Source organism: Actinacidiphila sp. bgisy144 (assembly GCF_057708105.1).
In genome coordinates, this window is the sequence record NZ_JBYIRM010000061.1 from 1 (window position 1) to 14,588 (window position 14,588).

Here is a 14,588-nt window from a genome sequence, read left to right on the forward strand (position 1 = left end):
ACTCATGAACCGGAACGCCTCCGGCGCCTGCCGCACCTCCCACTCCACGGTCGGCAGCGGCTCGATCGCGCCCGCCTCGAACAGCCCGGCCAGTTCGCGCAGCATCTGCTGGACCCGGTCGGGACCGGCCTGCACCAGGTCGTAGGTGTGGTAGCTGACGCCGGGGTAGGCGGACTCGACCTGCTCGTCGGTCCGCAGGTCGGCCTTGCCCATCTCGACGAACCGGCCGCCGCCCGGCATCAGCCGCATCGAGGCGTCGATGAACTCACCGGTCAGCGAGTTCAGTACGACGTCCACGCCCCGGCCGCCAGTGGCCCGCCGGAAGGCGTCCTCGAAGTCCAGGGTGCGCGAGGACGCCACGTGCGCGGCGTCGACGCCGCGTTCGCGCAGCGCGGGCCACTTGCCCTCGCTCGCCGTCGTGAAGACCTCGGCGCCCAGGTGGCGGGCCAGTTGCAGCGCGGCCATGCCGACGCCGCCCGCACCCGCGTGCACGAGGACGCGCTCGCCCGGCCGCAGCCCGGCCAGGTCCACCAGGCCGTAGTACGCGGTGAGGAACACCGTCGGCACCGACGCGGCCGTGGTGAAGGACCAGCCCGCCGGGATCGGCGCGACCAGCCGCCGGTCGGTGACGGCCACGGAGCCGAGCCCGCCGTCGCTCAGGCCCATCACGCGGTCGCCGACCCGCAGGTCCGCCACGTCGGCGCCCACCTCGGTGACGACACCGGCCACTTCGCCGCCGAGCGGGCCCGCCTCGCCCGGGTACATGCCCAGCGCGTTGAGGACGTCGCGGAAGTTCAACCCCGCCGCCCGCACCGCGATCCTGATCTCGCCCCCGGCCAGCGGCCGTTCGGCCGCCGGGAAGGGCACCAGCCGCAGGTTCTCCAGCGTGCCCTTGGCGGTGGAGTCCAGGTGCCAGGCACCACCGCCCTCCGGAACGGCCAGCCCGGTGTCCGCCCGCGACAGCCGTGCCGCGTGCAAGGTGCCTGCGCGGAGGGCCAGTTGGGGTTCGCCGGTGCCGCGTACGGCGGCGAGCAGCCCGGCCGTCAGACCGGTGGCGGCGTCGGTGTCGACCAGGGTGATCCGGCCCGGCTGCTCCGCCTGCGCCGAACGCACCAGGCCCCACACGGCCGCGGCGCCCAGGTCCGCCACCCTCTCGCCGGGAGCGGCGGCGACCGCGCCCGAGGTCACCACGACCAGCTCCCGGTCGCCGGACTGCCAGGTCTGGAGCTGCTCCAGCATCCACCCGGTCGCCTCGTGCGCGCCGCGCACCGGGTCCGCGCCGCCGGCCACCGCGACCACCAGAGGCAGCGCCGCGTCCGCCTGCGGGTCCACCAGGCCGGCGTGCGCGTACGGTGCCGCGCCCGGCAGCAGGTCCGCGGCCACACCGGGCCCGGCCACCACCCCGGCGGCCACGCTCTCCCAGTCCGCCGCCTGCGGCTCCCGCACCTCCAACGGCTGCCATTCCAGCGCGAGTACGGCCTCGTCGCCGCCCCCGCCCGCGGACGTCAGCGCCTGCGGGGTCAGCGGGCGGACGACCAGCGACCCCAGCGACAGCACCGCGTCACCGGACTCGTCGGCGACCGCGATCGACAGCGCCTCGGGGCCGGTCCTGGTCAGGCAGGCCCGGACCCGGCTCGCGCCGGAGGCGTGCAGCGCCACGTCGCCGAAGCTGAACGGCAGCCGGCCGTACTCCGCCGGCTCCAGGTCCACGAACGCCAGCGCGTGCATCACCGCGTCCAGCAGCGCCGGGTGCAGGCCGAAGCCGTCCGCCCGGCCCGAGTGCGGTTCGGGCAGGGCCACTTCGGCGAAGACATGCCCGTCGTGCCGCCACGCCCGCGCCAGCCCCTGGAACGACGGGCCGTACACGAAGCCCTGCTCGGCGATCCGCTGGTAGATCCCCTCGGTCGCCAACTCCTCGGCGCCGGGCGGCGGCCACACCCCGGCCAGCGCCTCGAAGCCGGCCGCGGCCGCGCCCGCCGCGCTGTCCACGGCGCCGCTGGCGTGCCGCACCCACGGCCGATCGGCGCCGTCGTCGGGGCGCGCGTACACGGTGACCGGGCGCTGCCCGTCCTCGGCCTCGCCGACGACGACCTGCACCTGGACGCCGCCGCGCGCGGGCAGCACCAGCGGCGCCTCCACGATCACCTCGCGGACCCGGCCGCAGCCGACCGCGTCCGCGGCGTGCACCGCCAACTCCACGAAGCCGGTGCCGGGGAAGAGCACCGCGCCCTGCACGGCGTGGTCGGCCAGCCACGGCTGCGCGGCCACAGACAGCCGCGACGTGAACACCACGCCGCCGCCCTCGGGCGAGGGCACCACCGCGCCCAGCAGCGGGTGGGCGACCGCCGCCAGCCCGGCGGCCGCCACGTCCGCCGCTCCCGTGCCGCCCTCGGGCCAGTACCGCCGCCGCTGGAAGGCGTACGTCGGCAGGTCCACCCGGCGCCGCCCGGCCCCGCCGACCAGGCGGTCCCACCCGACCGGCACCCCTTCGGCGAACAGCCGGGCCAGCGCCAGCAGTACGGTACGGCCGCCGGCCCGGTCCCGGCGCTGCAACGCCACCGCGGTGGCGTCCTCCCGCTCCACCAGCCCGGCCAGCACCGCGTCGGGGCCCGCCTCGACGAAGGTGTCCACGCCCTGCCCGGCCAGCCAGGCCAGCCCGTCCGCGAAGCGGACCGCCGAACGGACCTGCTGCGCCCAGTACGTGGGGGACGTCATGTCCGCGGGCTCACCCGTCAGGTTCGACACCACGGGGATGCGCGGCTCGGCGAAGGACACGTCGGCGATCGCCGCGGTGAAGTCCGCCAGCATCGGGTCCATCAGGGCGGAGTGGAACGCGTGCGAGACCCGCAACCGGGTCGTCTTCACGCCCAGCGCCTTGAAGTGCTCCCGCACGGCGAGGACAGCGGCTTCGTGGCCCGAAACGACCACGGAGCCATGCGCGTTGACCGCCGCGAGCGAGACCTCGTCGGACAGATGCGGCCGTACGTCCTCCTCCGGCGCGGCGATCGCGACCATCGCCCCACCCGCCGGAAGCGCCTGCATCAAACGCGCCCGCGCCGCCACGAGCCGGCAGGCGTCCGCCAGGTCGAAGACCCCCGCCACATGAGCCGCCGCCACCTCACCAATGGAGTGGCCGAGCAGATAGTCCGCACCCACCCCGAAGGACTCCAGCAACCGGAACAACGCCACCTCGACCGCGAACAGCGCCGGCTGCGCCCACCCCGTGGAGTTCAGCCCATCAGCGTCCTCACCCCACACCACCTCCCGCAGCGGGACATCGAGGTGCCGGTCCAACTCGGCCACGACCTCGTCGAAGGCCGCAGCGAACACCTCGGACTCCTCGTACAACTCCCGCCCCATTCCGAGGCGTTGCGCACCCTGGCCGGTGAACAGCACGGCCACCCGGCGCCCGTTGCGCGCCGCGCCCTGTGCCACACCCGCAGCCGACTCACCGGCCGCCAACGCCCTTAGCCCGGCCGTCAGTTCGTCCGCATCGGCGCCGACCACCACCGCGCGGTGGTCGAAGAGGGAGCGGGACCGCAGCAGCGAGTACGCCACGTCGGCCGGGTCCGGACCGCCGTCCTGCGCGACGCGCGCCAGCAGCCGTTCGGCCTGCGCGGCCACGGCGTCGGCCGACCGCCCGGAGACGACCCACACGGTCTGCGTGCCGATCGCGGTGCCCGGCTCGCCGGCGGTGCCGTCCAGACCGGCATCGTCCGGACCGGCGCCCTCCGGCTCGGCTTCCACCGGGGGCTCGGCCTCCACCGGGGGCGCGGCCTCCAGGATCACGTGCGCGTTGGTGCCGGACACGCCGAAGGAGGAGACGCCCGCGCGGCGCGGGCGCCCGGTCTCCGGCCACCGCTGCTGCTCGGTGAGCAGCCGCACCTGGCCTGCGGTCCAGTCCACATGGGTGCTCGGCTCGTCCACGTTCAAGGTGGGCGGCAGCGCGCCGTGCCGGATGGCCTGCACCATCTTGATGACCCCGGCAGCGCCGGCGGCGGCCTGCGCGTGGCCGATGTTGGACTTGATGGTGCCCAGCCACAGCGGCCGGTCGTCGGGGCGGCCCTGCCCGTAGGTCGCGAGCAGCGCCTGCGCCTCGATCGGGTCGCCCAGCGTCGTGCCGGTGCCGTGCGCCTCCACCACGTCCACTTCGGAGGGCGACAGCGAGCCGGCGGCCAGCGCCTGGCGGATGACGCGCTGTTGGGAGGGGCCGTTCGGCGCGGTCAGGCCGTTGGAGGCGCCGTCCTGGTTGACGGCGCTGGAGCGGACGACCGCCAGCACCTCGTGGCCGTTGCGCCGCGCGTCGGACAGCCGCTCCAGGACGAGGATGCCCGCGCCCTCCGACCAGCTGGTGCCGTCGGCGGCCTCGGCGAACGCCTTGACCCGCCCGTCGGGGGCCAGCCCGCCCTGGCGGCTGAACTCGGTGAACCCGACCGGGCTGACCAGCACGTTGACCCCGCCGGCCAGCGCGAGCGAGCACTCGCCCGAGCGCAGCGCCTGCCCGGCCCAGTGCATCGCCACCAGCGAGGAGGAGCACGCGGTGTCCACGGTGACCGCCGGGCCCTCCAGCCCGAGCACGTACGACAGCCGGCCGGAGATCACGGAGAGCAGCCCGCTGGTCATGCGGTGGCTCTCGGTCTCGGGCAGGTCGTCGATGGCCTCCAGGTAGCCGGAGGCGGCGGCGCCGACGAAGACGCCGGTGGCGCTCCCGGCCAGGGTGGCCGGGTCGATCCCGGCGTGCTCCAGCGACTCCCAGGCCACCTCCAGCAGCAGCCGCTGCTGCGGGTCCATCGCCAGCGCCTCGCGCGGCGAGATCCCGAAGAAGCCCGCGTCGAACTCCGTGGCGGAGTCGACGAATCCGCCTTCGCGGGTGATCGAGGCGCCGGGGCGGTAGCCGGCGGGGTCGTGGAGCGCGTCGAGGTCCCAGCCGCGGTCGCCGGGGAAGCCCGAGACGGCGTCCGTGCCGGAGGCGACCAGCTGCCACAGCTCGTCGGGGCCGGTGACGCCGCCGGGGAAGCGGCAGGCCATGCCGACCACGGCGATCGGGTCGTCGGTGAGCTGCTGGGGTACGGGCAGAGCGGTGCGGTCCTGCTCGGCCCCGTCGCCGAACCGCTCGGCGAGGTGGCCGGCCAGCCGGGCGGCGCTGGGGTAGTCGAAGACCAGGGTGGCGGGCAGGCTGGTGCCGGTCGCGGTCTGGAGCCGGTTGCGCAGTTCGACGGCGGTCAGGGAGTCGAAGCCGACCTCGCGGAAGGCCTGGCCGGGGTCGATCTCGTCGCCGCCGCTGTGTCCCAGGACGGCGGCGGCGTGGTCGCGGACCAGGGTGGTGAGGTAGGCGCGCCGTTCGGCGGCGGGCATGGCGGCGACCCGGGCGGCGAAGCCGTCTCCGTCGTCCTCGGACGGCTCGCCTGCGGCCGGGGCCGCCTCGGGGAGCAGGGCGAAGAGGTTGCTCGGGCGGGCCAGGGTGAAGGCGGGGACGAACTTCGCCCAGTCCATGTCGGAGACGGTGAGCACGGTCTCGTCCTGCTCCAGGACGCGCTGCATGGCCGCGATCGCGAGGTCCGGCTGCATGGCGAGCACACCCATGCGCCGCAGGTAGTCCACGAACTGGGCGTCGATGTCGGTCAGTCCGGGCCCGGCCCAGCCGCCCCAGGCGATCGACGTGGCGGTCCGCCCCTGGGCGCGCCGGTACTCGGCGAGGCTGTCCAGGCAGGCGTTGCCCGCCGCGTAACCGCCCTGCCCCGTGCCGCCCCACGAGGCCGCGCCGGAGGAGAACAGCACGAACGCGTCCAAGTCCGTGCCGGCGGTCAACTCGTCCAGCAGCAGCGCCCCTTCGCCCTTGACCCGCAGTTCGAACGCGAGCTGGTCGGGCGTGAGGTCCGCCACCGGTGTCAGTGCGCTGCCGACGCCCGCGGCGTGCACGACCGTGCGCAGCGGCATGTCGTGCGGTATCGCGGCGAGGACGGCGGTCATGGCCGCCCGGTCGGCAACGTCGCAGGCGTGCACGCTGACGCGTACGCCGGACTGCTCCAGTTCGGTGCGCAGTTCGGCCGCGCCGGGCGCGTCCGGGCCGCGGCGGGAGAGCAGCACCAGGTGCTCGGCGCCGCGTTCGGCGAGCCAGCGGGCGACGTGGGCGCCGAGGCCGCCGGTGCCGCCGGTGACCAGGGCGGTGCCGCTGGTCGTCCACGCTTCGGCGGTCCCGTGCACCGCGGCGCGTGTCAGCCGGCGGGCGAGCACCCCGAAGGCGCGTACGGCGAGTTGGTCCTCGCCGTGGCCGCCGGTGAGCACACCGCCGAGGCGGGCCGCGGCGGCGGGGTCGTAGGTCGCGGGCAGGTCGGCCAACCCGCCCCACAGGTCGGGCAGTTCGAGGGCGGCGACCCGGCCCAGGCCCCAGACGGCGCCCTGCCACATGCCGGCGGTGGCCTCGCCGGGGCGGGTGGTGGCGGCGCCGCGGGTGAGGACCCACAGCGGTGCCGCAAGGCCGGCCGCGCGCAGCGCCTGGACCAGCAGGAGGGTGGCCGCGGGGCCGTCTTCGCCGGTGGGCGGCAGCCAGGCGACGCCGTCGTACCGCTGCCCGGCGAGGTGTTCCGCGGTGGCGTCGGTATGGGCGAGGACGGCGGTGTCCGGGCCGAGGGCGGTGGCGACGCCGGCGGTCCAGGGGTCGGCGGGGTCGGCGGCGACCACGAGCCAGCGGCCGCCGGGCGGGCCCTGGCGCAGGCCGTCGACCGGCACCCAGGTCGGGCGGTAGGTCCAGTCGTCGGCGGCGGCTTCCCGCGTGCGGCGCTCGCGCCAGTCCAGCAGGGCCGGGGCCAGCTCGGCGGCGACCTCGTCGGCCACGCCGAGCGCACCGGCCAGCCGTCCGCCTTCGACGTCGGCCCAGAACAGCGCGTCCAGCGGGTCGCGGCCCGCGGCCGGTTCCGGCCCCGCGTTCCAGAACCGGCGGTGCTGGAAGGCGTACGTGGGCAGGTCGACGCGGCGCGGGGTGTGCCCGGTGAACAGGCCGTCCCAGACGACGGGCACGCCGTGCGTGAACAGGTGGGCGGCCGAGGCCAGCATCCGGGCGGGGCCGCCCTCGTTGCGGCGCAGGGTGCCGATGACGGCCGCGTCGGCGGCGAGGTCGGGGTAGTGGGTGTCGAGGGTCTCCTGGAGCGGCACCGTCAGGACCGGGTGGGCGCTGGTCTCGACGAACGCGCCGAAGCCGTCCTCGACCATGGCGCGGGTGGTCTGCTCGAACAGCACCGGCGAGCGCAGGTTGCGGTACCAGTACTCGGCGTCGAGCGTGGCGGTGTCGACGAGGGCGGCGTCGACGGTGGAGTACATCGGGATGCTGCCGGCCCGGGGCCGGACGAAGGACAGTTCGTCGAGCAGCCGTGTCCGCAGCGGCTCCAGGGCGGGCGAGTGGGAGGCTGCCTCGCCGAGGATGCGGGCGGGCACGCCGGCGGCGGCGCACTCGGCGAGGTAGGCGGTGACGTCGGCCATGCTGCCGGAGACGGTGACCGCGGAGCCGGAGTTGACGCCCGAGACGTACAGCTCGGCGTACTTGGCGATCTGCTCCTCTACGGCGGCCTGGCCGAGTTTGACGGTGGCGATGGCGCCGGTGCCGAACAGGACGTTCTCGAAGATGTTGCCGCGTACGAGCACCACGCGGTAGGCGTCGGTCAGCGAGAGCGCGCCGGCCACGTGGGCGGCGGCGACCTCGCCCTGGGAGTGCCCGACGACGGCGGCCGGCTCCACGCCCATGGCGCGCCAGACCTCGGTGAGGGCGACCATCATCGTGAAGAAGACCGGGTGGTAGACGTCGATGCGCTTGAGCAGGTCCGCGGACTGCTCGGGGTGGCGCAGCACGTCCAGCAGCGACCAGTCGACCAGCGGGTCCAGCGCCTCGGCGCACTCCTCGACCTTCGCGGCGAACACCGGTGAGGTGGCGAGGAGTTCGGTGGCCATGCCGGCCCACTGGGAGCCCTGGCCGGGGTAGACGAACACGGCTCGGCCGCCGGTGCGGGCGGCGCCGGTGACGGCGTTCGCGGCCGGCTCCCCGGCGGCGAGTGCGGCCAGGCCCGCGACCAACTCGTCCCGGTCGGCGCCGACGACGACGGCGCGGTGGTCGAAGAGGGCGCGGGTGTGCAGCAGCGACCAGCCGACGTCGGCGGGGTCGAGGCCGGGGTCGTCCTGGACGCGTGCCAGCAGGCGGCCCGCCTGTCCGGCGAGGGCCTTGGCACTGCGGGCGGACAGCGTCCAGGCCATGCTGGTGCGGGGCGCGAACAGGCCGGGGCCGGCGGCGTCTACGACGTCTACGGGTGCGGCTGCGGGCTCCGCCGGGGCATCGGCTTCGAGGATGACGTGGGCGTTGGTGCCGGACACGCCGAAGGAGGAGACGGCCGCGCGGCGCGGGCGCCCGGTCCGCGGCCAGGGCCGGTGGTCCGTCAGCAGCCGCACCTGGCCGGAGGTCCAGTCGACGTGCGAGGTGGGCTGGTCGGCGTGGAGGGTGGGGGGCAGCGCGCCGTGGCGCATCGCCTCGATCATCTTGATGACCCCGGCGACGCCGGCGGCGGCCTGGGTGTGGCCGATGTTGGACTTGATGGAGCCGAGCCACAGCGGCTGGTCGTCGGGGCGGCCCTGCCCGTAGGTGGCCAGCAGCGCCTGTGCCTCGATGGGGTCGCCGAGCGTGGTGCCGGTGCCGTGCGCCTCGACGGCGTCCACGTCGGCCGGCGTGAGGCCCGCGGCGGCCAGTGCCTGGCGGATGACGCGCTGCTGGGCGGGGCCGTTGGGCGCGGTGAGGCCGTTGGAGGCGCCGTCCTGGTTGACGGCGCTGGAGCGGACGACCGCCAGCACCTCGTGGCCGTTGCGCCGCGCGTCGGACAGCCGCTCCAGCACGAGGACGCCGACGCCCTCGCTGAAGCCGGTGCCGTCGGCGGTCTCGGCGAAGGCCCGGCAGCGGCCGTCGGGTGAGACGGCGCCGCCCTGCCGGCTGAACTCCACGTAGGTGCTGGGGGTCGCCATCACGGTCACGCCGCCGGCCAGGGCGAGGGTGCATTCGCCGGAGCGCAGCGCCTGCCCGGCCCAGTGCATCGCCACCAGCGACGAGGAGCAGGCGGTGTCCACGGTGACGGCCGGGCCCTCCAGGCCCAGGACGTAGGAGACCCGGCCGGAGGCGACGGCGCCGTTGGCGCCCAGGCCCGCCGAGCCGGTGCCCTCGGTGGCGTCGGGCTGGTCGGAGGCCGGGTAGTCGTGGTACATCAGGCCGGTGAAGACGCCGGTGGACGAGCCGGCGAGGGTGCGCGGGTCGATCCCGGCGTGCTCCAGGGCCTCCCAGGACACCTCCAGCAGCAGCCGCTGCTGCGGGTCCATCGCCAGCGCCTCGCGGGGGGAGATGCCGAAGAACCCGGCGTCGAAGTCCGCGGCCGCGGTGAGGAATCCGCCCTCGCGGGTGAGGGAGGTGTTCGGGCGCTGCCCGGTGGGGTCGTGCAGCTGCTCGACGTCCCAGCCGCGGTCGGCGGGGAAGACCGAGACGGCGTCGGTGCCGGAGGCGACCAGCCGCCACAGGTCGTCGGGGCCGGTCACCCCGCCGGGGAAGCGGCAGGCCATGCCGACGACGGCGAGCGGTTCCCGGGATTTCGACTCGAGTTCCGAGAGCCGGTTCCGGGTTCGCTTGAGCTCCGAAGTCACTTTCTTCAGATACTCGAAGGACTTGTCGTCACTCACTATCGCTCCCACGGCCCCGAGCCGGTCGACGTCCGATACACGGTCGGCATATCAGGAAAACGAGAAGCCGCCGGAAGAACCCGTCCTGACGGTCCGTCGAGAACCGTCGCGGATTCTCCGTGTGCTCCGTGCCAGGCGTACGCGGCATCTCGTTTCCCGGTAGGCTACCCAGGCTCCCGACCGCCCCGGTCCCCCTATCCGCCCCCTAGGAACGGGATGCGGGCGCCGGCTTTGCGGCGGGGTCCCTTTCTTACCCTCGGTAGCGTCGCGGGGTGCCGCGGCCGGGCCCGCGGGAGTGCGCGTCGGGCGTTGCGCGGTACCGCCGCACCCCGCTTGAGCTGGCCGGGAAGGGGCAGTTGGCGGCGGTGGGGCGTTAGGGGTGAGGCGCGGGCTAGGGGTGACGGCCGGGCCCGGAGTTAGGGGTTCCGGCCGTGGCGGCGGGCACGGGATGATCCGTTGCGCCGTACTGAACAGTAGCCGCCGCGCCGCCGGGCCACTATTGCCCCCGGCCCCGCGGAAATAGGCGGCGCCCATGACCGGTCGGCGCTTCTCCGGACGCCTTCGGGGACGAATGTTAGGGGTGTCGGGCCACTTGCCCGCTCCCGTAAATTCGTCCTTGTCGTCCTGCACGCCAGGAATTTCGTCCGGCCCGAGGTGAGGCTACATGGAACCCATGACCGAGGCAGTTCTCCGGGGTGCCGACCCGGACGAGTTGAGCCGCTTGCCGGTGCCCGAGGAATACCTCGCGGCGCATCTGCGGCAGGAGGACGCGGGCGTGTTCATGGGCATGGACAGTGCCGCCAAGGACGTCCGCCAGGCGGTGCGCGTGGGCCGGGTGCCGATGCCGGAACTGGCGCCCGACGAGGTGCTGGTGGCGGTGATGGCCAGCTCCGTCAACTACAACACCGTGTGGTCGGCGATGTTCGAGCCGATCTCCACCTTCGACGCGCTCAAGCGGCTGGCCAAGGGCGGCGGTTGGGACGCCCGGCACGACCAGCCCTACCACGTGCTCGGCTCCGACGCCGCGGGCGTGATCGTCCGCACCGGCTCCGGGGTGCGCCGCTGGCACGTCGGCGACCACGTCTCCGTCTCCCCCGTGCTCGCCGACGCCGAAGACCCCAGGACGCACGCCGACAGCCTGCTCTCCGACATGCAAGCGTGGGGCTACGAGACCAACTTCGGCGGCATGGCGCACTACGCGGTGGTCCGCGCCGGTCAGCTCATGCCCAAGCCCGGCCACCTCAGCTGGGAGGAGGCAGCCTGCATCCCGCTGTGCGGCGGCACCGCCTACCGGATGCTGATCGGCGAGCACGGCGCCCGGATGAAGCAGGGCGACGTGGTGCTGATCTGGGGCGCGACCGGCGGGCTCGGCTCGTTCGCCGTGCAGATGGTCAAGAACGGCGGCGGCGTGCCCGTCGGCGTGGTCAGCTCCGAGCCCAAGGCGGAACTCGCCCGCCGGCTCGGCTGCGACGTGGTGATCAACCGCCAGGAGATCGGCATCGGCTCCCAGCCGGAACCGGGGGCCGCCACGGTGAAGCTCGCCAAGCGGCTGGGCCGCGCGATCCGCCAGGAGGTCGGCGAGGACCCGCACATCGTCTTCGACTACATCGGCCGGGCCACCTTCGGCATGTCGGTGATCGTGGCCCGCCGCGGCGGCGCCGTCGTCACCTGCGGTTCCAGCTCCGGCTACGAGCACCACTACGACAACCGCTACCTGTGGATGAACCTCAAGCGCATCATCGGCAGCCACGGCATGAACCTCGCCGAGGCCACCGAGGCGATGCGGCTGAGCCGGCTCGGCAAGCTCTCCCCGGTGCTGTCCGCGGTGTACCCGCTGGCCGAAGCGGGCGAGGCGACCCGGCTGGTGCAGACGAACGGGCACACCGGCAAGGTCGGTGTGCTGTGCATGGCCCCCGAGGAGGGCCTCGGCGTCACCGACCCGCAACTGCGCGCCCGGCTGGGTGAGCACACGCTCAACCCGCTCCGGTCCGCGTAGGGCGGGCCCGCAACAGGAGGTGTGCCCCACGTGACCGCCATGGAACTCGCCTTACCGGCCGAGGTCGCCCGCACCCTGCCCGAGGCGCTGCGGGCCAGGAGCGAGCAGCAGCCCGACGCCGTCGCGTACGTCTTCCTGCGCGACGGCGAGAACCCCGAGGAGACCCTGACCTACGGCGCGCTGGACCGGGCGGCCCGCGCCCGGGCGGCCGCCCTGGAGGCGGCCGGGCTCGCCGGCGGCACCGCGCTGCTGCTCTACCCGTCCGGCCTGGAGTTCGTCGCCGCCCTGCTCGGCTGCATGTACGCCGGGACCGCGGGCGCGCCCGTGCAGGTGCCGACTCGCCGCCGCGGCATGGAGCGGGCCCGCCGGATCGCCGAGGACGCGGGCGCCAAGACGATCCTCACCACCCCCGCGGTCAAACGGGAGTTGGAGGAGCGCTTCGGCGACCTGCTGACCGGCCTGACCCTGATCGACACCACCGCGCTGCCGGACGCCCCGCCCGCCGGGTGGACTCCGCGGCCGCCCGCCCCGGACGACCTGGCGCTGCTCCAGTACACCTCCGGCTCCACCGGCGACCCCAAGGGCGTCGAGGTCACCCACGCCAACTTCCGCGCCAACGTCGCGGAGACCGTGGCGCTGTGGCCGGTGGGGTCGGACGGGACCGTCGTGAACTGGCTGCCGCTCTTCCATGACATGGGCCTGCTCTTCGGCGTGGTGCTGCCGCTGTTCACCGGCGTCCCGGCCTACCTGATGGCGCCCCAGGCGTTCATCCGGCGGCCCGCGCGCTGGCTGGAGGCGATCTCCCGCTTCCGCGGCACCCACGCCGCCGCGCCCAGCTTCGCCTACGAGCTGTGCGCGCGTGTCGCCGCGGACACCGTGGCGGCCGGCCTCGACCTGTCGTCCTGGCGGGTCGCGGTCAACGGCGCCGAGCCGGTGCGCTGGGCGACCGTACGGGACTTCACCGCCGCCTACGCGCCCGCCGGGTTCCGGCCGCAGGCCATGTGCCCGGGGTACGGCCTGGCCGAGAACACCCTCAAGCTCAGCGGCAGTCCGGCCGACCGGGTGCCCACACTGCTGCGGGTCGACGCCGGGGCGCTCCAGGACGGCCGGGTGGTGCCGCTGACCGGCGCGGCGGCCGGGGACGGCGTGCCGCTGATGGGGTGCGGTGCGCCCGCGCCGACCACGCGGGTGGCCGTGGTGGACCCCGAGCGCGGCAGCGAGCAGCCGCCCGGGCGGGTCGGCGAGCTGTGGATCAACGGCCCCTGCGTCGCCCGCGGTTACCACGGCCGCCCGGCCGAGAGCGCCGCCGCCTTCGGCGCGGTGCTCGCCGGACGCGGCGCGGACGGCACCTGGCTGCGGACCGGCGACCTGGGGTTCGTGCACGACGGGGAGGTCTTCGTCGCCGGGCGGCTGAAGGACGTGGTCATCCACCAGGGCCGCAACTTCTACCCGCAGGACATCGAGCTGTCGGCCGAACTCGGCGACCAGGCACTGCGCCCCAACTGCGCGGCGGCCTTCGCCCTGGACGACGGGAGCACCGAGCGGCTCGTCCTGCTGGTGGAGGCCGACGGGCGGGCGCTGCGCAACGGCGGCGCCGACGCGCTGCGGGCCCGGGTGCGCGCGTCCGTCTGGGACCGGCAGCGGCTGAAGGTCGACGAGGTGGTGGTGCTGCGCCGCGGGGCGCTGCCGAAGACCTCCAGCGGCAAGGTGCAGCGCCGGCTGGCCCGCAGCCGCTACCTGGACGGCGAGTTCGGCCCGGTGACGGCGGCGGCGCCCCGGCGGGCGGCCGCACCGGAAGCCGCACCTGAACCCGCACCAACACCGGCACCGGCACCGGCACGGGAGGCGTGATGGCAGGCACGGTCACCTCGCTGGGTACGGCCACCTCGGCGGGCGGCTCGCGCATCCTGGGCGTCGGCGCCTACCGGCCCGGCCGGGTGGTGCCGAACGACGAACTCGTCCCGCTGATCGACTCCAGCGACGAGTGGATCAGGCGGCACTCCGGGATCGTCACGCGCCGCTTCGCCGACGCGGAGGAGACCGTCGTCGCGATGGCGGTCGCCGCGTCGCTCAAGGCGCTCGCCCAGTCCGGGGTGGCCGCCGAGGACATCGACCTGGTGCTGCTGGCCACCATGTCCCACCTGGAGCAGTCGCCCGCGGCCGCACCGCAGGTCGCGCACCAGGCCGGCGCCGCGGCGGCCGCGGCGATGGACGTGAGCGCGGCCTGCGCCGGCTTCGTGCACTGCCTCGCCCTGGCCGACGGGCTGATCAGGACCGGGGCCTGCCGGCACGTACTGGTGGCCGGCTCGGAGCGGATGAGCGACATCGTGGACCCGCGCGACCGGGCCACCGCGTTCCTGTTCGGCGACGGCGCCGGCGCGGCGGTGGTCGGCCGGTCCGACACCCCCGGGATCGGCCCGGTGGTGTGGGGCGCCGACGGCGGGCAGAAGGAGACGATCACGCACTCCGCGTCGTGGCTGGAGCTGCGGGACGGCGCCACGCCCTGGCCGACGCTGCGGATGAACGGCCCTGCCGTCTACCGGTGGGCGATCGGGCTGGTCCCCGACCTGTGCCGCCGGGCGCTGGCCGCGGCCGGCACCTCCCCGTCGCAGCTGGGCGCCTTCATCCCGCACCAGGCCAACCTGCGGATCGTCGAGTCGGCGGCGGCCGCGCTCGGCCTGCCACCGCACGTGGCGGTGGCCCGCGACGTGGTGGACACCGGCAACACCTCGGCGGCGTCGATCCCGATGGCGATGGAGCGCATGTTGGCGCAGGGCCGCGCCGGCAGCGGCGACCTCGCGCTGCTCGCGGGCTTCGGCGCCGGGCTCAACCACGGCGCCCTGGTGGTCGCCCTGCCCTGAGCGGGCCCGGCGGACGGGGGGGGGAGGGCCGC

The 14,588-nt window shown here is 75.1% G+C and carries 3 protein-coding genes and 1 pseudogene; 3 read left to right on the top strand and 1 reads right to left on the bottom strand.

Annotation, left to right across the window (positions count from 1 at the left end):
• Positions 1-9,603: pseudogene (locus AC3EVP_RS36235) on the bottom strand (type I polyketide synthase); the annotation flags it as partial.
• A 760-nt stretch (positions 9,604-10,363) separates the two neighbouring features.
• Between AC3EVP_RS36235 and ccrA the strand changes: the two are divergent.
• The 3 genes from ccrA to AC3EVP_RS36250 are packed head-to-tail and all read left to right on the top strand — an operon-like array spanning position 10,364 to position 14,556.
• Positions 10,364-11,695, top strand: coding sequence for a crotonyl-CoA carboxylase/reductase (ccrA, locus tag AC3EVP_RS36240; RefSeq protein ID WP_335984064.1), 1,332 nt, complete (start codon positions 10,364-10,366; stop codon positions 11,693-11,695).
• 39 nt (positions 11,696-11,734) lie between these two features.
• Positions 11,735-13,546: a fatty acyl-AMP ligase gene (locus tag AC3EVP_RS36245; protein ID WP_435137869.1), complete on the top strand. Its 1,812-nt coding sequence runs from the start codon at positions 11,735-11,737 to the stop codon at positions 13,544-13,546.
• On the top strand, positions 13,546-14,556 hold the full coding sequence (locus tag AC3EVP_RS36250; RefSeq protein ID WP_435137866.1) for a beta-ketoacyl-ACP synthase III: 1,011 nt from the start codon (positions 13,546-13,548) through the stop codon (positions 14,554-14,556). The genes AC3EVP_RS36245 and AC3EVP_RS36250 overlap by 1 nt, the downstream gene beginning before the upstream one ends.
• Positions 14,557-14,588: the final 32 nt, after the last annotated feature.

Bases quoted from the DNA above. Each gene is read 5' to 3' on its own strand.
- ccrA (WP_335984064.1), top strand. From the start codon at position 10,364: ATGGAACCCATGACCGAGGCAGTTCTCCGGGGTGCCGACCCGGACGAG.
- AC3EVP_RS36250 (WP_435137866.1), top strand. From the start codon at position 13,546: ATGGCAGGCACGGTCACCTCGCTGGGTACGGCCACCTCGGCGGGCGGC.
- AC3EVP_RS36245 (WP_435137869.1), top strand. From the start codon at position 11,735: ATGGAACTCGCCTTACCGGCCGAGGTCGCCCGCACCCTGCCCGAGGCG.